Source organism: Solwaraspora sp. WMMD406 (assembly GCF_029626025.1).
Classification (GTDB): domain Bacteria; phylum Actinomycetota; class Actinomycetes; order Mycobacteriales; family Micromonosporaceae; genus Micromonospora_E.
The window spans coordinates 244574-271469 of sequence record NZ_JARUBF010000001.1 but is presented as its reverse complement, the minus strand read 5'-3'; the positions used below and the strand labels follow the sequence as shown (position 1 = coordinate 271469).

The 26896-nt window shown below is 70.8% G+C and carries 22 protein-coding genes; 15 read left to right on the top strand and 7 right to left on the bottom strand.

Going from position 1 to position 26896, the window contains the following annotated elements:
- Positions 1-382 precede the first annotated feature (382 nt).
- Entirely contained in the window at positions 383-967 is a 585-nt protein-coding gene (locus O7632_RS01135; RefSeq protein WP_278110658.1) for a hypothetical protein, read from the bottom strand.
- Complete coding sequence (locus O7632_RS01130) at positions 964-2067, bottom strand: hypothetical protein (protein WP_278110656.1); 1104 nt, start codon at positions 2065-2067, stop codon at positions 964-966. The genes O7632_RS01135 and O7632_RS01130 overlap by 4 nt, the downstream gene beginning before the upstream one ends.
- A 116-nt stretch (positions 2068-2183) precedes the next feature.
- On the opposite strand from O7632_RS01130, the gene O7632_RS01125 reads away from it, so the two are divergent.
- From O7632_RS01125 to O7632_RS01080, 10 genes are all read left to right on the top strand, one after another.
- Positions 2184-3626, top strand: a complete 1443-nt coding sequence (locus O7632_RS01125) for a condensation domain-containing protein (protein ID WP_278110654.1) — start codon at positions 2184-2186, stop codon at positions 3624-3626.
- A 74-nt stretch (positions 3627-3700) separates the two neighbouring features.
- Entirely contained in the window at positions 3701-4843 is a 1143-nt protein-coding gene (locus O7632_RS01120) for an LLM class flavin-dependent oxidoreductase (protein ID WP_278110653.1), read from the top strand.
- Between the two features lie 5 nt (positions 4844-4848).
- On the top strand, positions 4849-5496 hold the full coding sequence (locus tag O7632_RS01115; RefSeq protein WP_278110651.1) for an FMN reductase: 648 nt from the start codon (positions 4849-4851) through the stop codon (positions 5494-5496).
- A gap of 95 nt (positions 5497-5591) precedes the next feature.
- A complete protein-coding gene (locus O7632_RS01110) occupies positions 5592-7175 on the top strand; it encodes an LPXTG cell wall anchor domain-containing protein (RefSeq protein WP_278110649.1) in 1584 nt (527 codons plus the stop codon).
- A gap of 70 nt (positions 7176-7245) precedes the next feature.
- Positions 7246-8529: a serine hydrolase domain-containing protein gene (locus O7632_RS01105; RefSeq protein ID WP_278110647.1), complete on the top strand. Its 1284-nt coding sequence runs from the start codon at positions 7246-7248 to the stop codon at positions 8527-8529.
- Between the two features lie 242 nt (positions 8530-8771).
- Positions 8772-9215: a hypothetical protein gene (locus O7632_RS01100; RefSeq protein WP_278110645.1), complete on the top strand. Its 444-nt coding sequence runs from the start codon at positions 8772-8774 to the stop codon at positions 9213-9215.
- Positions 9216-9229: 14 nt separating this feature from the next.
- Entirely contained in the window at positions 9230-11026 is a 1797-nt protein-coding gene (locus O7632_RS01095) for a hypothetical protein (protein WP_278110644.1), read from the top strand.
- Between the two features lie 7 nt (positions 11027-11033).
- On the top strand, positions 11034-11237 hold the full coding sequence (locus O7632_RS01090) for a hypothetical protein (protein WP_278110642.1): 204 nt from the start codon (positions 11034-11036) through the stop codon (positions 11235-11237).
- Positions 11238-11239: 2 nt separating this feature from the next.
- Positions 11240-11809 carry a hypothetical protein gene (locus O7632_RS01085; RefSeq protein WP_278110640.1) on the top strand — a complete coding sequence of 190 codons (570 nt, stop codon included), beginning with the start codon at positions 11240-11242 and terminating at the stop codon, positions 11807-11809.
- A gap of 34 nt (positions 11810-11843) precedes the next feature.
- A complete protein-coding gene (locus O7632_RS01080; RefSeq protein ID WP_278110639.1) occupies positions 11844-13415 on the top strand; it encodes an AAA family ATPase in 1572 nt (523 codons plus the stop codon).
- A gap of 59 nt (positions 13416-13474) precedes the next feature.
- Here the strand turns inward: O7632_RS01080 and O7632_RS01075 are convergent, their stop codons facing one another.
- Positions 13475-14275, bottom strand: coding sequence for a hypothetical protein (locus O7632_RS01075; RefSeq protein ID WP_278110638.1), 801 nt, complete (start codon positions 14273-14275; stop codon positions 13475-13477).
- Positions 14268-14996, bottom strand: a complete 729-nt coding sequence (locus O7632_RS01070) for a hypothetical protein (protein ID WP_278110636.1) — start codon at positions 14994-14996, stop codon at positions 14268-14270. Before O7632_RS01070 ends, O7632_RS01075 begins: the two co-directional genes overlap by 8 nt.
- Before the next feature lie 420 nt (positions 14997-15416).
- On the opposite strand from O7632_RS01070, the gene O7632_RS01065 reads away from it, so the two are divergent.
- The 4 genes from O7632_RS01065 (at position 15417) to O7632_RS01050 (ending at position 21908) form a co-directional block, all read left to right on the top strand.
- Complete coding sequence (locus O7632_RS01065; RefSeq protein WP_278110634.1) at positions 15417-18596, top strand: hypothetical protein; 3180 nt, start codon at positions 15417-15419, stop codon at positions 18594-18596.
- A 127-nt stretch (positions 18597-18723) separates the two neighbouring features.
- On the top strand, positions 18724-19194 hold the full coding sequence (locus O7632_RS01060) for a hypothetical protein (protein ID WP_278110632.1): 471 nt from the start codon (positions 18724-18726) through the stop codon (positions 19192-19194).
- Positions 19195-19244: 50 nt separating this feature from the next.
- A complete protein-coding gene (locus tag O7632_RS01055; RefSeq protein WP_278110631.1) occupies positions 19245-21170 on the top strand; it encodes a sensor histidine kinase in 1926 nt (641 codons plus the stop codon).
- A gap of 48 nt (positions 21171-21218) precedes the next feature.
- Positions 21219-21908 (top strand): response regulator transcription factor, encoded by a 690-nt coding sequence (locus O7632_RS01050; protein WP_278110629.1) that lies wholly within the window; start codon positions 21219-21221, stop codon positions 21906-21908.
- 64 nt (positions 21909-21972) lie between these two features.
- Here O7632_RS01050 and O7632_RS01045 read toward each other — a convergent pair whose 3' ends face one another.
- Both O7632_RS01045 and O7632_RS01040 read right to left on the bottom strand, forming a co-directional pair.
- Complete coding sequence (locus tag O7632_RS01045; RefSeq protein ID WP_278119752.1) at positions 21973-22647, bottom strand: 50S ribosomal protein L11 methyltransferase; 675 nt, start codon at positions 22645-22647, stop codon at positions 21973-21975.
- 92 nt (positions 22648-22739) lie between these two features.
- Positions 22740-22943: a cold-shock protein gene (locus O7632_RS01040; RefSeq protein ID WP_278110626.1), complete on the bottom strand. Its 204-nt coding sequence runs from the start codon at positions 22941-22943 to the stop codon at positions 22740-22742.
- 220 nt (positions 22944-23163) lie between these two features.
- Here O7632_RS01040 and O7632_RS01035 point away from each other — a divergent pair, with 220 nt between their 5' ends.
- A complete protein-coding gene (locus O7632_RS01035) occupies positions 23164-23853 on the top strand; it encodes a hypothetical protein (protein WP_278110625.1) in 690 nt (229 codons plus the stop codon).
- Positions 23854-23936: 83 nt separating this feature from the next.
- Here the strand turns inward: O7632_RS01035 and O7632_RS01030 are convergent, their stop codons facing one another.
- On the bottom strand, positions 23937-26894 hold the full coding sequence (locus O7632_RS01030) for a DUF5682 family protein (RefSeq protein WP_278110623.1): 2958 nt from the start codon (positions 26892-26894) through the stop codon (positions 23937-23939).
- Positions 26895-26896 lie beyond the last annotated feature (2 nt).

The following is a 26896-nucleotide window of genomic DNA, read 5'->3' as shown; positions in this document are numbered from 1 at the left end:
GTCACTGGCAGCCGTTCGGGTCGCCGAGCATCGACCTAGTCGTTCCGGAAAAGATACCTGCTGCTTCTGTTGCTGACGGCGTCTACCCGGTTGATGCCCGTATTTATGATATAGCTGGAGAATATGTTGGTGAACTGGTGCTATGGCTTTCTGGTGGGCGGCTTTCTTCCCTCGAACTAGCTTGGGTTGGGGACGAGATGCCGGCTTCCTTACCCCATGTGCAATCGGTTCGAGTCAAGCGGCGATGAGATCGTTCCCGGGCGTTTCCTGTGGCTTCGACCGAAGGGACAACTTCGCACTGGATAGCGGTACGGCGGCTTCCTGGATCTGCTGCCGTGGGCCCTGGTGGGCAGATCGCGGTCGGCGACTTGTAGGTCCTTGGCTACTGCGCTCGTTCTGGCGGTTCAGCCGGCGAACCGGTGAGGAGGGTGGCGTACGTGGTGCGGAGGGCGGTGAGGCGGTCGCGGCGGAAGCGGCCCGGTTCCCGTACCCGTGTCTGTCGTCCGGTGTCGCTGGTGAACGCTGCCGCCGGGACCTCGGCGGCGTCGGCCGGGGCGAACTTGAGGACTTCGTCGAGGGCGGCGACCGCCTGGGTCAGTGCCGCTCGGGCGTGGCGTTGCTGGTCGGGGTCGAGTCCGGTGATGTCGGCGGGGACCAGGTCGGCGTACCGGTCGGCGGTGGCGAGCCACTGGCCCGGGTCGATCAGCTGCGACGGTTCCGGGCCGCCGTAGGCGAAGCCGGCGCCGGCCGGCGTGGCTACCGGCTCGGCCGGCAGCCGGAACAAGAACTCACGGGCGGATCCGCAGCGGGGACAGTCGCCGTGGTAGCGGGTCGCCAGGTCGCCGTCGTCGAGCGCCACCACGTCGACCTGCGGCGCGAACCGGACCTCGCCACAGTCGCACGGGTGCAGCTCGACGTAGAGCCGGGCCTCGGCGCTGCTGCGCGGCACCGGCAGCACACCCGTCACAGCACACCGCCGACAGCGGCGGGCACCCGTACCCGGTCGTCGACGCCAGGCTGACCAGCGCCGATCGTCGCCGACCAGTCCAGCCGGCCCGGCCGGACGTAGTGTCGCAGCCAGTTGCCCAGCAGCTGCCGCGATGTGGCCACGATCCGCGCCTCCCGGGCGTACAGCGTGGCGGTGAAGGCGTCGAGGTCGGCGTCGTCCGGGCCGAGCCAGCCTTCGCGGACCAGGGCGCCGCGCCGGCTGCGGGCCAGCGCCGCGACGATGGTCGCGGTGATCTCGGGGTGGGCCTGGATCGTCCGTACGGTCGGCCCGATCGCCAACGCCTCGTTGCGATAGATCCGGCTGTACGCCAACTCGGTGACCGCCCCCTCGTCGGCGCGCGCCGGCAGCCGCTCCACCACGTCGACATGCGACGTGAACAGGTCGAACTCGTCCGGCAGGCCGGCGAACAGCGGGTCACGCCGGCCGGCCGGAGTCAGCCGTACCGTGTCGACGCCGAACCGTCGCCCGCGCGGGCCGCCCGCCGACCGCCCGCCGACCGACTCCGACCTGGCCTGATGCGACCAGCAGATGTGCAGCTCCGGCAGGCCCGCCCGACCGGCGGCCCGGAAGAACTCCTTGGTCTTGGCGATCCACGGCAACGGCTCGTACGACGAATGGCCGGAGCCGCCGCCGACGACCGCGTCCGCCTCGATCGTCGCCGGCAGCGGCGCACCATCGGCCACGTCGATCGTGACGATCTGCTCCGGCGCCAAGCCGGTCGCCTCGGCGATCCACCGTGGATAGCTGGTCAGTCCCATCGCCGTCAGCGGCGCGGTCTCCTGCGCGTTGACGAACAGCAGCCGGACCCGGTCCCGGACCTGACAGACGGCGGTCGACTGGTGCAGACGCTGGTGTCCGTCGTCGTCCAGTCCCGCTACCGGCGCGACGAGATCCGCCGCCGGCCCGAGAGCGGCGTCGTCTGCGTGGTCTGCACGGTCAGCGTTGCCGGCACCGGGGACGGCGTCGGCGTCGAGGGAGGCGGGACACACGTGACGCAGAGTACCGGTCGCGGCCAACCCGGCCGGGTCGGTGGGGTTGTCCAGTAGCCGATCGGGCAAAGGAAAGCGCTTACTCGGACCTCGTACGACAACCAGATCGTCATCGATACTGACGCCATCTGTACCGCGCCCACTGGTGGCGCGCCGCCCCTCACCGACCGTGGAGGTGTGCATCGGTGGTGGCCCCGGCCGGCTCCGACATCACGGGCGACCTGCCGTCCGGCGACTGGCAGATCCGTACGGTCCGGTTCGCCGCCCCCGGCACGGCCAGGACCGCCCCGATCACCTGGGGCCAGCGGGCGCTGTGGATGGCGATCCGCCGACACGGACCCGGCCAGGTGATGTTCACCCTGCGTCGCGCCGTCCCGGTGCCCCGGCGGCACCAGCATGACCCCGACCGGGTGCTGGCCGCCGTCGCCGCCCTGGTCAGCCGGCACGCCTCGCTGCGTACCCGACTGGACCTGACCGGCGACGAACCCCGGCAGCTCGTCGCCGACCAGGGCGAGATCCCGGTGTCAATGGTCACCGACTCCGCTGGTGACGCCACGGTCATCGGCCGTACGGTCGCCGAACGGCTGGCCGCGACGCCGTTCGCCCACGCCGACGAGTGGCCACAACGGTTCGCGCTGGTCACCGTCGACGATGCCGTACGCCAGATCGTCGTCGTCTTCAGCCACACCACCGTCGACTTCCGGGCGGCCGAACTGGTGCTGCGCGACCTGCGGCTGCTGCTGTCCCGAGGCGCGATCGACACCCCGCCCGGCCTGCAATCCGCCGACGTCGCCCAACTCGAACAGCAGGACCGGCACCAGCGCCGTTCCGCCCGAGCGGCGGCCTACTGGGTCGACGTGACCCGCCAGCTGTCCCGGCAGACCCGGCTGCCCGAACTCGCCCCGCTGACGCCCCGGTTCCGCCGTGGCGTGCTGGTCTCGCAAGCGGCCGACACTGCCGTACGGCTGCTCGCCGAACGGCACCAGACGACCAGCTCGACCGTGCTGCTCGGCGCGGCGGCGATCGTCGTCGGCGCGTGGTCCGGGCAGCCCGTCGTCGGGATGCACACGATGGTCAACAACCGGATGCTCGCCGGCTATCCGGAGGCGATCGCCAAGCTCAACCAGCTCGCCCTGGTGCCGGTCGACCTGACCGCCGGCCCAGCGGGGCCAGACCGCCGACCCGATCTGACCGGTCGTCTGGGCCTGGCCGAGTTGATGCCGAGGGTGTGGCAGGCGGCGCTCGACGGCTACCGGCACGCCTACTACGACCCGCTGGAACTCGCCGCCGCGTTCGAAGCTGCCGGCCTGCCGTACGCGACCGGGGTCAACCCGCACTGCTACCTCAACGACATCCGCCTCGCGCCCGATGTCGACCTGTTCGGCCGGCCGGTGACCGAATCCGAGGTCCGCGACGCCATGTCCCGTACGTCGTTCGTCCTCGCCGAGCGGTTCGAGCATTTCACCTGGCGGACGCGGATCGAGATCCTTGACAAACCGGACGGGCTCGGGCTGGCGTTGACCGCCGACACCACCTACTTCACCCTCGACGACATCGAACGGTTTCTTCGCACCTTGGAAGGGTGCCTGGTCGACGCGGCCTTCCCCACGCCCCGACCGACGGAATAGTTGACGAAGCAACTATGTTTGGTCGGGTAGTCCGAGGGAACCAAGCGGCCCTCGCCGCTGAAGAGGAGCAGACCATGCAGTTCGGCGTCTTCACCGTCGGTGACGTCACCCCCGACCCGACCAACGGACGGGAACCGACCGAGCGCGAGCGGATCAAGGCCATGGTCGCCATCGCGCTCAAGGCCGAAGAGGTCGGCCTCGACGTCTTCGCCAGCGGCGAACACCACAACCCACCCTTCGTGCCGTCCTCGCCCACCACGATGCTCGGCTACATCGCGGCCAAGACCGAGCGGCTGCTGCTCTCCACCGCGACCACGCTGATCACCACCAACGACCCGGTCAAGATCGCCGAGGACTACGCGATGCTGCAGCACCTGGCCGACGGTCGGATCGACCTGATGATGGGACGCGGCAACACCGGCCCCGTCTACCCGTGGTTCGGCCAGGACATCCGCAACGGTATCCCGCTCACCATCGAAAACTACGACCTGCTGCGCCGACTGTGGCGCGAGGACGTCGTCGACTGGAAGGGCAAGTTCCGTACGCCGCTGCAGAGCTTCACCTCGACGCCGCGCCCGCTCGACGGCGTACCGCCGTTCGTCTGGCACGGCTCGATCCGCAGCCCGGAAATCGCCGAACAGGCCGCCTACTACGGTGACGGCTTCTTCGCCAACCACATCTTCTGGCCCAAGGAGCACACCCAGCGGATGGTCGGCCTCTACCGGGAACGGTATGCCCACTACGGCCACGGCAGCGCCGACCAGGCGATCGTCGGCCTCGGCGGGCAGGTGTTCATGCGCCGCAACTCGCAGGACGCGATCCGCGAGTTCCGACCGTACTTCGACAACGCCCCAGTCTATGGTCACGGTCCGTCGTTGGAAGACTTCAGCTCGCAGACGCCGCTCACGGTCGGCAGCCCGCAGCAGGTCATCGACCGTACGCTGACCTTCCGCGAGTACGTCGGCGACTACCAGCGGCAACTGTTCCTCGTCGACCACGCCGGACTGCCGTTGAAGACGGTGCTGGAGCAGCTCGACATGCTCGGCGAGGAGGTCGTACCGGTGCTGCGGCGCGAGTTCGCCATCGGCCGGCCGGCGCACGTGCCGGACGCGCCCACCCACGCCTCGCTCGTCGCCGCCAGCCGGTCGGCCGTCGACGCCAACCAGCAGACCGCCGACGCTGCCGCCGACGCCGGCCAGGCCGCCGCCCGGGTGTGACGACGATGACCCGACGTTCCCTGGCCGTCGTCACCGCCGGCCTCAGCCAGCCGTCCACCAGCCGGCTGCTCGCCGACCAGCTCGCCGCGGCCGTCCACGCCGAGCTGGCCGGCCGGGGCGTCGACCTGGACAGCACGGTGATCGAACTCCGTGACCACGCACACGAGGTGGTCGACCACACCCTCACCGGCTTTCCGGCACCGGCCCTGCGGACCGCGCTGGACGCCGTCGCCGGCGCGGACGGGCTGATCGCGGTCGGCCCGATCTTCAACGCCTCCTACAGCGGACTGTTCAAGTCGTTCTTCGACGTGCTCGCCGAAGGAGCGTTGACCGACAAGCCGGTGCTGATCGGGGCCACCGGCGGCACCGCCCGGCACTCGCTCGCCCTGGAGTTCGCCGTACGGCCGATGTTCGCCTACCTGCGGGCGGCGGTCGTGCCCACAGCGATCTTCGCCGCACCGGAGGACTGGTCCGGCCAGAGCGGCACCATCGACGGTGCTGGCGAGGACGGTGCCGGGCTACGCGGCCGGGTGATCCGGGCCAGCCGGGAGCTGGCCGCCGAAATGCACCGCCGCGAGCCGACCCAGGTCGCCGACCCGTTCGCCCTGACCACCGACTTCGCACAGCTACGAACGGATTCAACGCCCAGATGAACCTCCGGTAGCGTCCTGGTTCCCGAGTGCAATGGGGCAGTGTGCCTATGTGCACTGTCGCTATAGTCGCGACTTCCCCCGTACTCAGGAGCAGCATGAAGCTGAACACTGCAAGCTGGGCCCGGATCGGTGCCGGCGCGATGATCGCCGGCACCGTCGTCGTCGCGATCGCCGCGCCGGCGGCCGCCCAGGAGCCGAAGCCGGACTTGTTCGTCTCGTTCGACCGGGACCCAGTCGCCGAAGTGGACAACTCCGGCGTCACCCTCGGCATGTACGTCTACAACTACGGGGAGGCCCCCGCGAGCGACGTCACGATCGTCCTCGACGCCACCGGGGTCGACGACAGCGTGGAGCTGACGGAGGGCGACCACCCCGGATGCGAGCTCACCGGTCGGACCGTGACCTGCGCGTACGGCGTACTCGACGCCGGCTTCACCGACCACATCCACCCGGCCCGGCTGGCGAGCCGGGCCGGCGCACCGCCCGGTGACGCCGGCACCATGAGCGTGACGATCAGCTCGGCGCAGGAGGACGCCAACCCGAGCGACAACACGGTCACCTTCCCGGTGACCGTGCTGACCTCCGGCCCTGACCTCGTGGCCGTGGTCGACGACATCAACACCGAAGCGGATCCGGTCGGACCCGGCGACACCGCCCCGCTCCACGCAGCCGTGGCTAACGAAGGCGACAGCACCGCCGACAGCTACACGATCGCACTGAACCTGCCGACCGGTGTCGGCTTCGTCGACCAGTACGACGACTGCGAGTACACCACCTACTGGCCGAACGACCCCAAACTGGACGGGTACGCGTACGGCCCGAGCCGGGTCACCTGTGCGCTGACCCTGCCGCTGGCCCCGGGCGACGTGCTGTATCTCGTCGACGAGCAGGGCGAGTCCCTGTTCGACCTGTACTTCGGCACCAACCTGGCCGGCCCGCAGGAGACCAGCGGATCGTTCGAGACCTGGCTCGGCGCTGGCGAACCGTCGCAGGCACGGGCGTCGGCGGCCAGCGGTAAGTCGATCAACGAGGCACTGGCGAAGGCCCAGGAATCGGCGGGCCGGGCGGCGTCGACCCCTGACGAGATCGACACCGACGACAACGTCGCCTACTTCGCCGTATACACGAAGCCGAACACGTTGGACATCGAGGTGACGGCCGCGCCGGTGACCGGCGAGCCCGGTGACACCGTGGACCTGACGTACACGGTGGTGAACAACGGTCCGTCCGACGGTGGCGGCCCGGGGGTCACGATCACAGCGCCGACCGGCACCGTCCTGCTGCCGGCCGAGTGGTGCTACACGGAGGGTGAGCCGGGTACGCAGCTGCCCGAGTCGCCCGCACTGCGGTGCAACTTCGAGAGCCTCTTCCCGGCCACCGCGTCCGGTGCCGGGCGGATCACCCACACCGTACGGTTGAAGGTCATCTCGACGCCCGGCGACGACGGCACGATCACCGCCGGCAGCTCTGGGCCGTCGACCGAGTCCGACCCGTCGGACAACACGGTGCCTATCGTCTTCACGACCGCCGGCGGCGGTGCTGGCGGTGGCGGAGACGACGAACTGCCGATCACCGGTTCCTCGACCGGGCTGATCGCCGCCGTCGGCGGCGCGACGGTGCTGCTCGGTGTGCTGCTCGTCGTCGGTGCCCGTCGACGTGGAGTCAAATCTCGCGCCTGAGCAGGATGCGTTCATCCGGAGGTGCGACGAACATGTAAATATGTCTAGTATTCTTCGGACACTGAAGATCGTGGCCACCAGTGCGGCGCTGGTGGCCACGATCGCTGTCGTACCCACGTCCGCCACGGCGCAGCCCGGACCGTCCGCCGGGCCAGCTACCGCTGGACCTGACACCGCCGGCGGTCCGTCCTCCGGCGCGCTCGACCGGGCGCAACTGCGCGAAGCGCTCGCCGCCGTACCCGAGGCCGGCGTCCCCGGCGCCCTGGCCGCCGTACGCGACGGCCGACACGAATGGCGTGACGCCGCCGGCCAGGCGTACCTGACCACGCCCCGACCGATGCGCCCGCAGATGCGCCACCGCGTCGGTAGCATCACCAAGTCGTTCGTCGCCACCACCGTGCTGCAACTCGTCGACGAAGGCCGGCTCGACCTCGACGACCCGATCGGGCAGTGGCTGCCCGAAACGGTACCCGGAGAGGTCGGCGAGCAGGTCACCGTACGGATGCTGCTCAACCACACCAGCGGCATCGGCAACTACACCAATGCCATGATCAACTCGTACGCGGCGATCAACCAGATGCAGGTCACCACGTACGCGCCGGCCGACCTGGTGGCGATCGGTCTGGCGATGCCGGTGACCAACCCGCCGGGGGCCGCGTTCAGCTACTCCAACACCAACTACGTCCTCGCCGGACTGCTGATCGAAGCCGTCACCGGCAACGACGCCGCCGACGAGGTACAGCGGCGGATCCTGCGTCCGCTGCGGCTCACCGACACCTACTTGCCCGGCACCGACCCGAGCATCCGTGGCCCGCACGGCGGTGCCTACTTCGCCCCGTTCGGTACCCGCGACCTCAGCGAGTTCAACATGAGCTGGGCGTGGACCGCTGGCGAGATGATCGCCACCACCGCCGACCTGAACACGTTCTTCCGGGCGCTGCTCGACGGCGAGCTGCTCAGCGACGGCACCCTCGACGAGATGCTCACCACGGTGCCGTTCCTGCCGGACGTTCCCGAGGCCGGCGGCTACGGGCTCGGAATCTACTCGCTGCCGACTCCGTGCGGCGTGTTCTGGGGACACGACGGCGCGGTGTTCGGCCACCTGGCGTACTCGATGCACAGCCGCGACGGCAACCGACAGGTGTCTACCGGTATCAACCTCAGCCACTACCAGCTCGGCCTGCCGGACACCCACCCGATCGACATCGCCTGGCAGACGTTCCTGCTCACCGCGATGTGCCCGGACGCGGCCGTGAACAGCCGGTCGGCCGAGGCCGCCCCGCTGCTGCCCAGCGTGACCCGGATGCCGGGCTCCGCGGCGAGGGGCTCCGAGGCGGCGGTCGCCGTACCGTAGCCCTCTGCGGCGCCGCTCACGACGGCGCCGGACACCATATCCGTCTGGCGGTGATCCTCCTGCGGGATCATGATCCCGCAGGAGGATCACCGCCGAACGAGTTACCCCTTCCCGGCGGAGCCTGCTCCGTCGCCCAGTCTCGCCACATGCTGTCCGTCAGATCCCAGTGCTGGTGCGACCGACCGGTCGGCACCGTACGGACCACGGGACTACGGGACCACGGGACTCGGCTGGGGACTGGCATGGACTTCACACACCGTCGCCGGGTGGAGCTGCGGCCCACCATCGGCCAACAGACGGGGTCGCGACAATCGGTGACCCCCGGCGTACGGGCGAAACGGCGGCCCCGGCACGCCGGCCTGTTCGAGGCGGTCCGGCGACTCGACGCCGGCCTCGACACCGCCGCCCGCGCCGAACTCGCCGCCTGGGTCCGCCAGGAATACGAGCAGGAGTACGGCGACGTACCGCTCGGTTTCGTCTCCGAATGCTTCCTCGGCCCACCCTATGTGGATCACCGACTGGACCTGTTCCAGTCGATTCTCGACCACTTCGCCCCGGCGGACCCGATGCCGGAACCCTTCGCCCAGGCCCGGACGCTGGTCCGCACCGGCGGATACGCCTTCATCGAGGTGTACGCCAGCGGCACGCTGCGCCCGGTCCTTCCTGACGGCACCGTCGTCGACTAGCCGATTGGACGACCATGGCAGAAATCGATTACGCACTTCGCAACAAGGTGGACAACCTGGCCTCCCTGGTCGTGCAGACCGGACAGCGCGTCCAAGATGTCAGCGAGCAAGTCGACCAGGTAGGTGCGGAGACCCGCGAGACCCGCACCGAGCTCACCCTGCTGCGCGCAGACTTCCTGGCGTTCATCCGGCAGAGCGAACTGCGCGACAACGTTCAGCTCGCCACCTCCCGGATCGGCATCGTGCAGGATCAGCTCGACCACGAGTTCCGCCACCACGACCAGGTACGGCGCAGCTCCGTCGGCATGCTGCAGGCGTTCGACGTCGGCCTGGTGTCACCGGAATCCGTCCAGACCATCGGCGAACACCTGATGATCCAGACGCCTCGCTATTGGCTCGCCCCGGTGCTGGTCGCCCTGGCCGCCTGGGCCGGCGACGACCGGGAACTCTGCGACCGGGCGATCACTGAGGCGTTCCGGCGCTCCGCCGACCGTACCTCGCTGTTCATGGCCCTGGTGCTGCGCCGACAGGACCGCAACCCCAGCGCCGTACGGTGGCTGCGGCACTACCTGGCCGCCCAGGACCCGAGCGCCCTCGGCCGGGACTTCGCGGTGATCCTGGAGGCCGTCGCACAGGGCGCGTTCGGTCCGGCCGGCGTCGATCTGGTCCGGACCACCATCGACGGCTGGCAGCGGAAGCTGCTCGACGACGACGCCAAGCAGCAGGCCCAGGTGGCGCGGTGGCGGTTCGAAGTGGAGCGGTACCGGTCACCCTCGGCGGTGACCCGTTTCCCCCGCCTGGCCAAGGTGTCCCCGCAATGGCTGGCGATGGACTCGGTGCTGTCCAGCGCCGGCGTGCACGAAGCACTGGTGACGAAGTACCGCGCCCTGATGGCGGAGGAGACTCCCCGCAGCGATCGGCTCGAAGACGCGGTCGACGACATCCTGGACCGGCTGGTCGGCGAGTACGACACCGAGGAACTGCCGCTGCGCCGCGAACTGGCCCACCACGAAGCGGTGGTCCGCAACAAGGGTGACCTGGCCGCCGCGCAGCGGGAACACGACTCGCGGTCCGCCGCGCTCGACGCGGTCCAGGACTTCCTCACCATCCAGACCACGTCGGCGCTGGACCCGCAGGCCGCCGGCGTGTCGAAGGCGACCCAGCAACTGTCCATCGCCGCCTGCCACGAATGGTTCGGCCGGGCGCACGCCAGCTTCACCCTCGACTACCGGCGGTCCCTGCCCACCGACGTGCAGGCGGTCTTCGAAGGCGACCACAACGCCGGCGCGATCGCCTTCAAGCTGCCCCGCTGGACGGGCTCGTTCCAGCAGCCGATGGAGACGCTGGAGGACTCGCTCAGCCAGCACTGGGACCGGCACGGCAAACCGTTCATCGACGGCTTCGCCTTCCGCGCCGGTGGCTGGTACGTGATGGTGGCGGTCGCCGCCGCCGTCGTCGCGGCGGTGTTCGGTGGCTGCACCGGCAGTGCCGCCGCCGCGCTGCTGTCCGGTGTGGTAGCCGTCGGCGTCGGGGCGGCGATCGTGTACGGCAAGGCCGACGCCGCCGCCCGACGCCAGCAGGAGGCCCGGGAGCTCGTCGAACGCGCCCGCCACGACTCGATCGTCCAGCTGCGGGCCGCCGGAGCCGAACTCGTCGACTGGAACACCGCGTTCCGCGAGGCCGACTCCGGCGAGCAGCAGGTCCGGGCGATGATCGCGGACTTCGCCGCCGCCGGGCAGGCATCGGCACCGTACGAGCGCCGGGTCGCCCGCCCGGACGCCGCCGACGACGACCAGCAGACAGGACGGTGACCCAGGAATGACCAGACCAGCCGAACCGACCCCGCCGTGGGCGCAGGCAGCCAACTCGCTGCGGGCCGCCAACTCGCCGCCCGCCGTCAACGGGTCGCAGTCCGTACGGCACACCGAACGCCACCGCAAGGTCGTCGAATCGTTGCCCGACTGGGAACCGCTGCCGCCGGGCGAGATCATCGTCCGGCGCGGCCAGCACCGGGACGACTGACCATGTACGGGACAGGAGGCCACTACCGGGCGTGGGCCGAGTTCCTCGACCGGTGGGGCCGGTCCGAGCCGGCCGACCCCGGTCAGCTGCCGCAGCTGGCCGAGACGGACTTCACCGGTGACTCGTGGGAGCGGCTCACCAACCGGATCACCGGGGCGATCTCACAGCGGCTGGAGAGCTGGGCCGCCGCGCTGACCCGGGCGATGGGGCAGGCCCGCGACGAGTTCACCGTCGCCCGCAGCCTCGGCCACGCCCGGTGGGAGCTGGAGTCGATCCGGGCGGTGGCCGGACACCACGGGCTGCCGGTCGGGCTGCGGGACCGGCTGGTGGACATGGTCGACCGTCAGGTCCGCTCCGCCCAGCAGTCCCTGGAAGAACAGGTCGACCGGCTCCGCCGCGACGGTGTCGACCGCCGCCTGGTCGAAACCCGGCTGCGGACCCTGCGCGACAACCCTTTGACCGTACGGCCGACGACCCCGCCGCCGGTGTCGGCTCCGACACCGGCTCCGGCGGCGGAGGCGGCGTGGTCGACCGACCTGTCCGTACGGCCGCGTCGCCGGATCGTCGATTGAACACCGGGCAAGACCACCAGCCGAGGAGCACCTCATGCCCAACTACGCCGAGTCCCGCCGGGACCTCGAAAGCTACATCGCCGCCCGCGTACCGCTGATCGGTGTCCGCACCATCGAGCAGATGCGGGCGCTGCGGCTGGTCAAGCAGGTGGCCACCGCCCCCAAGCGGGCCAACCTGCCGTTCTGGATCTACACCCGTGCCACCGGTGTCCGTGACCTGCGGACCAACGGTGCCGCGTACGAGGACCGGTCGCTGGCCGGGGCGATGGACTTCGCCGCGTCGCAGTTCACCAGCCGCGCCCAGGCCACCATGGTGTTCGTCGACCCGGAAGATCTCAGCGACGACAACACCGCCAGCCGGCACGTCGCCGAGCTGGCCCGGCTCGCCGAAAGCAACTCGGGCAGCATCATCCTGATCACCGACACCCCACTGTGGAGCGGACTGCAGCGGCTCGGCATGAGTGTCGGCCTCGACCTGCCCGACTCCAACGAGATGTACGAGGTGATCACCGAGTTCCTGCGGGACCACCACGGGGTGGTGCCGATCGCCTGGTCGGACAGTGACGCCCGGCGGGCCGCCGAGTTCCTGGTCGGCGTACCCGAGGGGACCGCGATCAACGTGTTGGCGACCATGGTCACCAAGGGCTCGGTGGAGCGCGAGGACGTCGAGATCCTCGCCGAGTTCAAGGACAAGCACTTCGGCGACCTGGCCGGGCTGGAACGAATCCGGCTCCGGGAGGCCGATTACGCGGTCGGCGGGCTGACCAGCCTGCGGTCCTGGCTCCACCGCAAGCACAAGATCATGGTGGCCGACCTGCGGAACACACAGCTGCGCCCGCCGCGCGGTGTCCTGCTGGTCGGGGTGCCCGGCTGCGGCAAGTCGCTGTCGGCCAAAACCATCGCCGCCGAATGGCGGCTGCCGCTGTACCGACTGGACCTGGCCGCCACCCTCGGCCAGTACGTCGGCCAGTCCGAAGGCCGGCTCCGCGAGGCACTGGAAACCGCCGACCGGGTCGCCCCGTGCGTCCTGTGGATCGACGAGATCGAAAAAGGGCTGGCCGGCCAGTCCGACAGCACCGGCATCGGGCGGCGACTCGTCGGCCAGTTCCTGTTCTGGCTGCAGGAATCCCGGGCCCGGGTGTTCGTGGTGGCGACCGCCAACGACGTCCAGGCCCTGCCGCCGGAGCTGCTGCGCAAGGGCCGATTCGACGAGCTGTTCTTCGTCGACCTGCCCGACGCCGACGACCGGCGCGAGATCATCGAGCTCTACTACCGCCGGTACGTCCGGCAGGACCAGCCGGCGGTACCGGAACTGCTGGACAAGCTGGTCTCGCTGTCCGAGGGGTTCGCCGGCTCGGACATCGAGTCGGCGCTGCACGACGTCGGCGCGGAAGCGCTGATCAAGGGCGGGGCAGACCAGATTTCGGCAGAGTTCATCGTCGAGACGTTCGCCAACACGTTCCCGTTGAGCCGGACCAACCCGGAGCAGATCGACGAGATCCGGTCCTGGGGTCGGGAACGCGCCGTACCGGCTGGTCGGGTGGTGGCCACCCCGATGGCCGGAACCGCCCATGCCGGCCGGCGGATGGTCCTGCTGGGCGACTGACCGGGTGACCGGCGGGTTGCCGGGCCGGGAGCCGGCGGGCCGGATGGTCGCCGGGCTGATCAGCCGATCAGTCCGGCGATCAGTGCGGCGGCTCCGGCCAGCACCAGCGCGGACAGCCCGAAACCCGCGACGCTGGCCACCTGCTGCAGCCGGTAACCGACCGACGGCCGCGCATGGGCGCGGCCCAGCACCGCGCCGGCCGGGTGGGCCAGCCGGGACAGCCGGTGTACGGCGTACCGGCCGTCGCGCCGTTGGTGACCGCTGATCCGGACGACGTCGCCGTGGCGGGGCTCGTCACCGACAAGCTCGCCGGTCAACACACAGGACACCATCTCGCCGCTGAGGCTCTGCACCCGGAACCGCCGTACCGGCAGCTGGGTGCCCTGCCGGGGCACGGCCACACCGGTCCGTACGGTGGACGCCACCAGGCGGGCCGCGATCCTGGCGACGGTCCGAAACGCGCTGGCGGCCAGCCGGCCCAGCGCGCCGAGCGCCCGGCCGAACCAGCGGCCCAGCGTGATCCGGTAGATCAGCAGCAGGGCGGCCAGCACCACGGCCGACCAGACCAGCGCGGCCAGCAGACCGCCGTCGGTCAGGGTGTCGACCGCCAGGAGGCCGCCGGCGAGCAGGGACGTGACGACCAGCACCGGTACGCCGAGGAAGTGACGGGTGACGGCGTCGACGGTGGTGCCGCCGGTCACCGTACCGACGAACTCGCCGCTTTTGCGCACCGACGGACCGCCCGGTCCCAACGGCGGCGGGGTCGGCGTGGCGAGCCAGCCCGGCTGGTACGGCGGCACCGCCCCCGAATGCGGCTTGGGTCCGGGCGGCGGCATCGGTCCGGGCGGCTGGCTAGTCACGGGGCGGCTCCAGCTTGCGGGCCACGCACTGGTTGTCGAGCGCGGCGGCGGACAGATACGGGAACCGGTCGGCGCACCAGGAGGTGACCTCGTCAGCCGATGTGAAGTCGCCGACCGCGATGGTGATCCACAGCGGCTGCCCGGCGTAGAGCTGCCGTTTGCCGTAGTCGGTGCTCAGCAGCAGGGCGACCGGCGCGCTCGCCTCGTGTTCGCGCCGAAGCCGCTCGTGCTCGGCCAGGATGTCGCTGGCATAGAAGACGTGCGAGCCGTTCTCCGCGACCTGCTGTGGATCGACGATGCCGACGCTCTTGGACGCCAGCTGCGCCACGTACTGTCCGTGCGGGTACAGCCAGGTCAGGTCGTCTGACCGGATCCGGCCGAGTTCGGCCAGCGCAACCGTCTGCGGGTCCGTCGCCGGCCACGTGACCGTCGGCGGCGCGCTGGTCCGGTCGACCGTGGACGGCTTGAACACCGTTGGTGTGGCTGCGTCGCCGCCGGTCGTGTCGGCGGGCCAGCCGTCGGTCGTGCCGTCGCCGGCGGGCCAACCGCTTGTCGTCGCGTCCGGACGACCATCGGCGCTGGAGAACAACTGGGAGCAGGCCGGCCCGATGAACATCAGCGTGACCAGAGTGGCGATGCCCACCAGGGGGAGAAGGCGGCGTCGCCGGATCCGCTGCTCCAAGCTCAACCCGCTGTACCCGGAGAACGGGGTCTCCGGCACGTCGGCGTGGGCTGCGAAATCCCCAATGGCGGGCAGGCCCACGACCGGGACGTGAACGCGGCCCGCAACCTTCTCGCGGAGGGGCTCTCCGTGATTGCCTGTGGAGGCGGTGTAAGACCTCACCGGGAGTCCTCCTCTCGGACGGGGCGGTCGTCGGTGAAGCAGGAACCCCCTGGGGCGACCCAGGGAATCCCCGTCCTTTAGGGCGGGGAGGATTGTCAACGTCAGCCCCTGGCCTCTCGATCGTGACCGGACGAGGTGCGTATCGAAATCTGACGGACCGGATTCGACGGCCCGGAATCCGACGGCCCGGATTCGACAGGGCGGGACAGGTGTCCCTGTCGGTCGGGACAGTCGTCCCGGCACCGTGCTCGACAGTGAGCGGGCCAGGTAGCGGCCCGCCTGGCACGAGGAGCACACGTGCGTACCAGAGAAAGACCGCGCGGCCGGCGACGGACCGGCCCTGGCCCGTGGTGGCGGGGCTGCGCCACCATCCTGGCCGGACTGATCGTGGCGACCGCCCACCAGACGCCGGTACGGGCCAACGACCCGGTGACGTTCGACGACGCCCAGGCGCGGGCGGCGCTGTTCGCCGCCGCCGTGGCGCTGACCGGGCCGGATTCCGCCGGCCTCAAGAATGCCCTGCTCACCGCCGAACTGCTGGACTGGCGGGCGGCCAACCCGGCCGCGTCCAGCGGCGACGTGGCCGCCCACGCGGCAGCCGTACGGACACAAGCCGACCAGGCCGTGCCCGAGGGCCGGGGCGACGAACTGTCCCGGTTCGCGTTCGCCTCGGCGGTGCTGGCCAAGCTGGCCGAGCCGGGTAGCCCGGCCACGGCCGACGGCGCGGCGACCCGGGCCTTCCTGGCCAGCACGGTCGGTGCGGAGGGTGCCAACGTCGTCGAGGACGCCCTCGATCTGGTCCGGGGCGGCTACCAGGACGCGGCATGGAACGCCCGGGTCCGCGACGTTACCGGCACGACCTGGCGGACCCTGCACGAGCAGGCGGCCACCGACGACGCCCTGGCCGCCGGCTGGGACGCGGCGTTCGCCACCCGGACCGGCACCAGCGTGCGGACCAGCGAGACCAGACTGCTGGCGGTGCGGGTGCACCCGGCCCGCCCCGACAACCCGGGCACACTCGGCCACTACGTACCGCTGGCCGCGCTGCGGGCCGAAAGCAGCGACCGGGTCGGATACCGGGAGCTGGTCGAACAGCAGGCCACTCGGGTGCTGACGGTGCTGCAGTCCGACGGCAACACCCGGCTCACCGAAGTGATCGCCTACTCGACCACGTACGTGCTCAACCAGGATCCGAAGCCGGACGCCGCCACCCGCGAAGCCGAGCGGATCAAGACCGAGAGCAACAAGAAGATCTTCGAAGGTCTCGGGGAGACGGTCAACGTGCTGTCCACCCTGATGGGCTTCGCCGATCCACGGTTCGGCAAGCAGCTGCAGACCGTCGGCAAAGCGGTCGTCACCTCGGTGACCGCGATCAACTCGTACCTGACCACCGTGCTCAACCAGGGGCTGACGGCGGCGGCGACCGCGATGGGCACTGCGGTGCTCACCGGCAACCTGCTCGGCGCGGCGATGAGCCTGGTGACTCTGTTCACCGGCGGCGGTCCGGACCCCAACGCGCTGATTCTCGGTGAGATCGCCAAGCTGCGGGAGCAGATCAACCGGCTCGCGACCGGGATGCACCACCGGTTCGACCGGATCGAATCCGCGCTCAACACCATGTACGCCGACCTGGTCGGCCTGCTCACCGACCTGACCCGCTCGGTGGCCGAGGTCCGCGCCCGACTCGGGCACATCGCCACCCAACTGCAGACCATCGAAAGCAAGATCGACTCGATGGCGTTGGCGATCCACGTCGCACTGCAGAGCATCGAACAGGGCGACCTCAACACGGTGATCACCACGTACGTGCACCACGACGAGATCGCCGGCGTGCCGATCCCGGACTACGCCACCGTCTACTACCCGTTGGCGGAATCACCCACGTTCAAGTTCGCCACCATCGACGCGGCGAACCAGGGGACCTACACGGCACCGGCCGGTGCCAGCCTGACCAACCCGGTCTCGGTGCTCGACACCTACCTGCCGGAAGGATCAATCAACTATCTGACCAGCTGGGCCGCCGGCCGGGTCGGCGGCAGCTGGCCCAACGAACGGGTCGCCAACCCGGCCGCGTGGACCACCGCCGCCCGCACCTACAACGTCCTGCAACTGGAGAACCCGCAGTACGCCGCCCAGGTCAACCCCGCCCGCGCCGAAGCGGTCGCCGCCGCCGGAGACCGGATCAACAACCAGGTACGCCGATTCAGCGCCCCGGCCGGCAGCGGCACCAACGCCCTGTTCACCAGACTCGTGCAGGACTACCGCGACGCGATGAGCGGCTGGGCGGCCCAGGTCGAGGAGATCCGGCAGGCCGTGCTGTGGAACGGCCACGACGTGCCGATGCCGCAGTACGACCTGTGGGGCACCGCCGACCAGGCGGTCTCCGCCCGGATTCCGGAAGCGTCCACGATGTCGTCGTGCGTCGGCACCCAGGGTTCCCGCGCGATTCCGTCCACCCTGCTGCGGGCCACTCTGCCCAACGCCTACCACCTGGCCGACCACGGCCTGCCGACCGCCAAACGTCCCCAGTTCAACACCTGCTACGAGGCACGCTTCGTCAACGTCGTGGAGAACGAGGGACCACGCTTCCACACCACCAGCGGCGACCTGCAGGTCACCGTACGGTCGCGGGTCAAGTGGCACGGCGGTGACTGGCAGGTCGCGCAGACCGCCACGCGGGTCCTCCCGATCGGCGTCTACTGCTCGTGGGACGTACGGTCGCACGAGCCGAACGGCTACTGCTACGACGAGATCCACTACCTCAACCAGCGGTGGAACAACACGTACCGGCCGGCGTTCGAGTCGGCACCGGTCGCCCCGGTGGCCGCCGCGACCGACGCCGCTCGGGCCAAGGCCGCCGCGATGCTCACCGGCCGGCAACGCTTCTTCTACCGGGTGCTGCTCGACGGCAGCGGAGTCAACCCACCGGCCGGCGGGTTCGGCTACGACAACTCCCGGATCCTGTGGGAGCGCGGCAAGAAGGTCACCGACGCGGTTCGCCTGCTGCAGGCGTACTCGGAGCTGGGCTGGGCCAAGGCGTTGGAGTCCGACGACGAGATGAGCGGCATGCTGTTCGGCACCCGTTCGCTGCCCGGCGACTGGGCGCGACCGCGCACCGACGTCGACCAGACGGTCAACCAGCACTTCCAGAACACGTTCCGGCAGGCGCTGGTCAACTACGACGGCTGCGTACAACCGGAGCCGTGGGACCCGTGCGCCGACGACCGGTCCGGGTTCGACCCCCGGACGGATCAACCGCAGTACGGTTTCGCCTGCCCGGTGGCGGACGTGCCGGGCAGACCACGGGATCCGATCGGATCGTGCCTGGTCAGCGTCGGCAGCATCCGGGTCGGGCTGCTCGCCGACCGGTACGCGTACTGGTCGGGGCGGATCGCCGCCGGCGGTCACGTCGAAGGACTGCCGAAGGTGACCGCGTCGGTCGACTACACCCGCGCGGTCAACGCCAGCCTGCACTGAGCGTCAGCGCCGGCCAGCCCGCACGGATCAGGCGGTCGACCGGGGTGGGTCGGGACGACCGGGGGGCGTCCCGACCCACCCCGCACCAGCACAATCGACACACCCAGCACGTGAGAGAGGACAACCGATGAGTCTGGACCTCGGCGGCGGCCCCGACAGCCGAATCCTGCTGATCGCCAGCGACAACACCTTCGCCCACACCTACGCCGACCTCGCCGAACTGCTCGCCGAACCGGCCGACGGCGACAAGTTCGGCGGCGCCGTCGAATTCTTCGATGTCACCGGGCGGCGACTCGCACCGGTGTTCGACCCACAGTGGCAGCTGACCGACCTGCGGCCCGGTGGCGACCCGGCCGACCCGGCCGCCATCCAACTACGGCTGCAGGCCGTCCGCGACCACGTCGAATGGTTCCTCACCACCTACCCGGACTACGCCGAACAGGCCCGGCTGAGCGTCGCCGAAGCCGTCGGCAGCCTGCCACACCTGGGCGGCGGCACCCTGACCGACGACATCGAGCTGATGCCCTGGCACAACAAGGGCAACTCGGGCAACTTCCTGCACAACGCGATGCACGCCGCCGGCTGGGCCACCCATTGAGCGGCGCCGCCCGGCGCCGGCCGTACCGATGGCCGTTGATCGTGGCGACGATGACGGTCGCGCTGGGCGTGTTCGCCGGCCAGCTCCACCAACGCGCCGACCTGCTGTTCGGCCCGATCGCGCTCACCGCCGTCTTCGCCGCCGCGTTCACCGCCCTCGGCGGCCTGGTGCTGGCCGGGGTGCCCGGCCACCGGGTCGGCCGGTTGATGCTCGCCGCCGGTCTGCTCGCCACCGTCGAGGTGGTGGCGTTGAGCTGGCTGACGTGGCTGCCGCTGGCCTGGCTGGCGCAGTGGCTGTGGTGGCCGCCGTACACCCTGGTGTTCCTGGCCCTGCTGGTCTTCCCGGACGGGCGGCTGCCCGGCGGGGCGCGGTGGCGGGCGGTGGCCGGGGTGCTCGTCGGCGGCGCGGTGACCGCCACCGTCGGGTTCGCGGTCGCCGCCGTCGACGACCCCCGTGGTCTGCTACTGACCGGCGAACTGGCCGCCACCGGCCGAGCCCGGCTGTTCGTCCAGATCGCCCTGGTGGCGGTCGCCGTCGAACTGCTCGCCGTCGGCGCGGTCCTGGCAGCCCTGGCCAGCCGGTGGCGGCGGGCGCTCGGCGAGACCCGTCAGCAGCTCGCCTGCCTGCTGATCGCCGGCGCGCTGTTCCTGCTCGGACTGGTCCTCGACGGGCTCAACCTGGCCGGCGCCTGGGTGCTGATGGTCGTCGCCATCCCCGGCGGGCTCACCCTGGCGGTCCTGCGCTACCGGCTCTACCAGCTGGAACAGGTAATCAACCGGACCCTGGTCTGGATGGTGATGAGCCTGCTGGTGATCGTCGGTTTCGTGGCCACGGTCGCGGTGCTGCGTGACCTGGTCCTCGGCGGCGACACCTCCAACGCGTCGCTGGTCGCGACCGGACTGATCGCGGTCACCTTCGAACCGCTGCGGCACCGGGTGCAACGCGGCGTCAACCGGCTGCTGTACGGCGACCGCGACGACCCGTACGGGGTGTTGACCCGCCTCGGCGGGCTGCTGGCCAACACCGTGCAGCCACACGCCGTACCGGCGCTGTTGACCGGCACCATCGCCCGGTCGCTGCAGGTGCCGTACGTCGCCGTCGAAGTCGACCAGCGGCCCGGCACCGACTCGGCCGGGGCCGACCTCGTCGCGGCGGTCCACGGCCAGCAGACCGGATCGGTCGAACGCTTCGACATGGTGACCCACGGCGAACGGATCGGTCAGCTCGTGGTCGCGCACCGCCGCCCCGGAGACCGGTTCACCCCGGTGGAACGGCGACTACTCGCCGACGTCGCCCGGCACGCCTCGGTGGCGGTGTCCACCGCCCGGCTGATCCGCGAACTGCGGGACTCCCGCGAACGGCTGGTCCTGGCCCGGGAGGAAGAACGCCGCCGGCTCCGCCGGGACCTGCACGACGGTCTCGGTCCGACGTTCGCCGGCATGTCGATGCAGGTACGGGCGGCCAGCAAACTCGCCAGCGGTGCCGGACGGCTCGGGCCGATCCTCGACGGGCTCGCCGATGATCTGCGTACCTGCACCGCCGAGGTCCGTCGCCTGGTCGACCAGCTCCGGCCGGCCGCCCTCGACCAGGGGCTGGAATCCGGGCTACGGGCCGAATGCCAGCGCTTCGACGGCCCCGGCCTGCGGGTACGGCTGACCGTCGGCGACGACTTGCGGGAACTGCCGGCGGCGGTGGAGGTGGCGGCGTACCGGATCGTCACCGAGGCCCTGTCGAACGTGGCCCGGCACGCCCAGGCCGACCGCTGCGAGGTCCGGGTCCGCCGCGTCGGCCGGACACTGTCGTTGGAAGTGGCCGACGACGGCGTCGGCGCTGCCCGGCCCCGGCCCGGCGGAGTCGGGCTGGACTCGATCCGGCAGCGGGCCGCCGAACTCGGCGGCGGCAGCGAGATCGGCGACGGACCGGACGGCGGGACCGTGGTACGGGTGACGCTGCCGGTGCCGCAAGATGGCCGGTGAGGTAGCCGGTGGACAGTGAGGTAGCTGGTGGACGGTGAAGGGGCGGGCATGCCGGACCAGGCGCGAGTGTTGATCGTGGATGATCACCCGGTGGTACGCCGTGGTCTGCGCACGATGCTCGACGGCGAGTCGTGGGTGGGGCAGGTGCTGGAGGCGGCCTCCTGCGCCGAGGCGATAGCCGCGGTCGCCCACGAGCAGGTGACCGTGGTCGCGATGGACATCGCCCTGCCGGACGGGGACGGGGTGTCGGCCACCGAGCGGATCCTGCGGCACCGGCCGCGAACCGCCGTGCTGATGTTGACCATGGCCGACGACGACGAGTTGGTGGCGCGCGCGATGCGGGCCGGCGCCCGGGGCTATCTGCTCAAGGACACCGATCCTGACGTGGTGGTCGACGCACTGCGTACCGTCGCGGGTGGAGGTTTGGTGTTGGGGCCGGGCATCCGGCTGGCCGCGCTGGCCGGCGAAGCACGGCGACCGGCCGCGCTGCCCCCGCCGTTCGACCAGCTCACCCCGCGCGAGCGGGAGATCCTGCGGTATCTGGCGGCGGGGGAGGGCAACACGCAGATCGCCCGCCGGTTCGGCCTGAGCGCCAAGACCATCCGTAACCAGCTTTCGGCCGTCTTCGCCAAACTGGGTGTCGGTGACCGGGTGCAGGCTGCGCTGCTGGCCCGCGACGCCGGCCTCGTCGGGCCGCCCGGCTCGTCCGAGCCGAGCCGGTCGCCGGGGCCGGGGTGACCCGATCGGTGACCGACATCAGCGACCAGCGACCCGCGCCCCAGCGACCCGCGCCCGATGCGAATCAGGGGCGCGGCGACATCGCCAACACCTGAACGCGGTCGATCAAGGAATCCTCGGCGACACCGAGCGTCGCGCGCCGGTACCTGGCCACCGGTTCGAGCCGGTCGACGGTGCAGTGTCCCCGGCCCGGATCACCGACCAGCACCCGTACGCCCTGGTCGGTGTGCCGACTGAGAAACGGCAGTACCTGGGCCGCCAACTCGCCGCTGTAGAGGGCGTCACCGGCCAGCACCACGTCGACGTCGACGAGGCCCTCGTCGAGCAGATCGTCGCGCGTGATGGTGACGCGCACCTCGTTGGCGATGGCGTTGAGACTGATCGCGGTCGTCGCGTACGGGTCGATGTCGTTGGCGGCGACGGTGGCCGCACCGGCCATGGCCGCCGCGATGGCGACCAGGCCGGATCCGGAGGCGAGGTCGAGCACCCGCCGGCCGGCGACGACCTCCGGGTGGTCGAACAGATACCGGGCCAACGCCTGACCGCCGGCCCAGGCCGAAGCCCAGAACGGCGGTGGTAGTCGGCGACCGGCCGCTGCTTCGAGCCGGGCCCAGAGCAGCGTCGGGTCCTCGGCGAGGTACAGCCGGATCTCCGGGGCGAGCGGGACCCGGGTCAGCCTGAGCTGATCGGCGCCAGCGTCGCCCGAGCCGGCGGCGTCGGCGAAGAGCTGACGCTGCAGGGCATCCGAATGACGACGAAGGGCGTCGGGGGAGAGGTGCCCGCCCTTGGGTGACGCTGGCGTCGGCCGCGTCCCGAGGGACGGGGACAACCTCAGATCACCCGGATGTTGGCGGCCTGCAGGCCCTTCTGTCCCTGTTCGACGTCGAACTCGACCCGCTGGTTCTCCTCGAGAGTGCGGAAGCCGCTGGACGCGATCGCCGAGAAGTGGGCGAAGACGTCGGGCTCTCCGCCGTCCTGGGTGATGAAGCCGAAGCCCTTGTCGGCGTTGAACCACTTGACGGTGCCAGTTGCCATGTCTGCTCCTTGCCGGGTGGCGGATCCGCGACGTGCGGATCCCCTGCTGCCGCACTCATCAATCCATCCGGTGAGACCGGCAGAGTCTGCCAATGCCCGACGGTTCTGACACCCGGTTGCTCCGGTGCCATGTGGAAATCAACTGCAACCCGGCAAACCTAGCATGCCGAGGGGGTCTTGGAGCGCCAGTGCGCTTGCCCGACTCGGCGATCCTGATGTCGTGGGCTTCAGCGCGTTTCTGCTGTACGTGGTGGCGGTGCTCAGCGCCGTGCTGTTCCGGCGCGGCCAGCTGCGGTGGCGACGGCTACGGAGCCGACCGGTCCTCACCTTCGCGCAGGTGGCAGCCGCACGGCCGGGCACCAAGGTGATCGTCACCGGTCGGACGGGCAACGGCCGGCTCGGGTACGGTCCCTTCTCCGGCGAGCCGTGTGTCTGGTATCAGATCGTCCGACGGGCGACCCGCGAGATCAGCTCGGAGGCCACCGAGACGACCGAGACCGTCGAGCAGGAATGGGGCGACCGCCACCTCTACACCGACGATGGCGACGCTCCGACCCGCATTCCGGTCACCGTCACGCTCGGTCGGCAGAGCCTGTTGGCCAGCCGGTCGCCGATGATCCGACAGTCGGTGGCAGACCGCGACGGCGGCACGCGTCCGGGAAAGAGCATCACCTACCGGTTGCACGAGTACGTCGTCGTGGCGGACCGGCCGGTGACGGTGGCCGGCGTGGTGCGCCGGCGCGGGGCCGAACCGGAGCTGGCGCGGGACGACTGGACGGACGGGACGGTCGTCGGCGCGGAGCCGTCCGAACTGTCGACCCGATACGCCGGTTTCCAACGATGGTCGTTCGGGATCTCGCTACTGTCGGCCGTCCTCGCGGTCCTGCTCACCATCGCCGCCGTCGGGTGATCCGTACCCGTCGGGTGGGCTGACCAGCGTCGGCCAGCCCACCCCGACCGGGCAGCTGGCGTCGGCCAGCCCACCCCGACCGGTCAACCGGCGGTGCCGACCAGTCCGAGCCGGGCCGCCGCCCCGACCGCGCTCGCCGGGAACCGTTCCAGCAGGTCGGTCACGGCCGGATGCGGGCCGGCCGGGTCGACATCACCGGACAGCGCGGCCGGTCGGTGCCCTGAGGTCGCCGTACCGATCGGCTCGGCCGCGCAGTCGAGCAGGTCGGCCACCGCGACGCCGGTCAGCGGAAAGCCGGCCAGCAACTCCGGCACCGGACCAGCCATCGCGTACCGCGCGATCCGCCCGCCGGACGATCCGCCCGCCGCCGGCGAGGTCGCCGCCGACCCGCCCGCCGCCGAAACCGGCGTCCACGGCGGCGCCCAGGCGTCCAACGCCGGCAGCGTCGCCGGGAAGGTCCGACCCGCCTCCCGGACCAGCACCGGCAACAACTCGCCGGCCTGATCGCGCAGCGTGGTCAGCAGCGTCGGCAGCCAGGGCAGCAGCACCCGATCGGGCAGCTGACCGAACGCCGCCGACAACACCTCCACGACGAACGGTGCCAACGTCGGCACAGGCTCCAACGCTTGCACGAAGCCACTCAGGTAACGCGGAAACGCCCCAACGGTCAACGGGCTGGCCAGCAGCTCCGCACAGCGGGCCCGCAACTCGGCCAGCGGCAACTGACCAAGCTGGGACTGCGCCGCCCACAGCAGCGCCACCTTCGCCGGGGCCTGCGGATGGGACTGGCGTACCGCCAACTCCAGCTGTGCCCGGTCGCAGCCGAGCGCCATCGCCAGGCTCTCCATGCTCATCAGGAAGCCCAACATCGCGGCGACCTGACGCAACCCGGTCTCGTCGTCGACGAACGCGGTCGGCAGCAGCGTGCAGTAGTGGGCGTACCCGGTGGTGACGAACGCCTGACACCAGGCCGGCAGCTCACCGCCGCCGGTGGTCCGGTAATACGACAGCAGTGACCGGATCCGGCGCAGCACCTCCGGGGCGTGGTCGACGGTACGTTCGGCGGCCAGCAACTGCACCGCGCGGGCACCCAACTCGTCGGTGAACCGCCGGTTGCGCAGATAGAGCAGCGAATCCTCGACCGCCGCGAGCGCCGTCGACGCCGTCGCCTGCGAATCCCAGGCGGCCTTGCGCAGCCGCAGCTCCAAGACCTGCTCGATGCTGACGCCCTCGTAGCCGAGCTCGATGATCGACCGCTGGTGACGGCCGATCGCCACGTCCCAGCTCTCCTGTACGGACTGCTCCCCGAGCCGCCGTTCGCCCATGATCGGGCGCACCGCGTCCGGCGGTAGCAGCCGACGCAGCATCCACAGCAGATCGGAGCAGGCCCGCAACGTGGGCTCGCCACGCAGATCCAGCAGCGCCCGCTGCACGGTCCGTTTCCGCAGGTCCAGCCCGAGCGGGGCCAGCCGGTCGTAGACGTCGCGGGCCAGCGGCGGCAACGCGTCGTAGCCGACCCGGCCGATCCGGTCCCCACCGAACATGATCTCGCAGAGCCGGCGGACGTCGCGCCGCCCCGGCACCACGTCCTTTTCGATACAGGTGACGGCGGCGTCGGCGAAGTCGTACGGGGTGGGCCGCCGCCGGTTGCGCATCCCGGCCAGCAACACCGCCGTCTCGAAGATGGCGATCGCGTCGGCCGTACTGGCCAGGTAGCTGTTGCGCCGGGCCAGCCGCACGATGTCGACACACCAGCCGAGCAGTTCGGTCTCGTCGAGCTCACCGGGCCGCGACGGGGTGGCCAGGAAGCTGGTGAGCCGGTCGGCGCCGCCGCCCGCCGCGCCGGCGGTGGCTCCGGCCGTCGCCACGGCCGCCGCCTTCGACTTGCGGGCCGTACGCTTGCGGCCACCGGCCTGCCCCGCTAACCGGTACGGGGTGACCTTGCTGGCGGTCAGCGCCTTCTGCCAGGTGGCGGCGGCGATCGACACCGCGCCGCCGGCCAGCCCGAACTGCGCCTCGATCGCCGAGTGGCTGGACGGGATCAGCCCGTACCGCCACTCGGTGCCGGTGCGCGGGGTGATCTCGAAGGACGCGGTCGACCGTACGCCGAACTGCTCGACCCGGCTCGCCGCGTGGAACGCGCCGCAGACGTACAGGCAGTCGGCCGGGTCGACGCCGGAGGCGGCCAGGTGCTCGCGCATTCGGGTCCACATGTAGCGTTCCCGGTCCTCGTCGCGGTCGGTGCGCCGCGCGTCCGCCGGCCGCAGCCGCCGGAACAGGCTGCCGATCATGACCATGACCTGCCGGTACGTGTCGTGGTCGGCGCCGATCAGCGGCTGCTCGACGTACTGGTCCCACCATTCCGACCAGTGCCGCACCTTGCCGTGGTGCAGCAGGTACGCCTCCAGTTCGGCGAAACCCGGCCGCAGATCGCCGATCTCGACCCCGACCGCGTCACCGTGCAGCGCCTTGTCGTCTTCCTGAGTCGGGTCACCCGCGTCGTCGGCGTCCGTCGCCGGGGTCGCCGCCGGCCCGTCGTCGGGTGGGGACTGCCACTGGAAGACGTGGTCGGTGGAGCGGTCCACCAGCAGCAACTCCACCCCCGGCGTCTCCAGGGCGTACGCGATCGCCTGGTACTCGGCGGACGCCTCGGTGATCGGCGCGATCACACTCAACGGTCCCGCCCCGGCCGGAAACCCGTCGAGGTCGCTGGCGAACGCCTGCAACGCCACCGGCAACTCGCAGTTGCGTAGTTCGGTCAGCAGCGGCTGCAGGTCCTCGCAGAGCTCCAGGTAGATCACCTTGGGCTGCTTCTGGTGCAGCCGGCGGACCATCGCCAACGCCGACGACGGCGAGTGGTGACAGACCGGGAAGATCTCCAGCTCCTCGGCGAGCGCCCGGTCGACGTCGTCGACCATGCCGGCGAGGATGCCGGTCAGCGCGTCCGGGGAGCCGGCGAACGTGGTCGCGGCGTTCGCCAACTGCTCCCGCAGCGCCTCGAACCGGCCGGGTGCCGGCTCGCCGACCGCGGCAGAGTGCACAG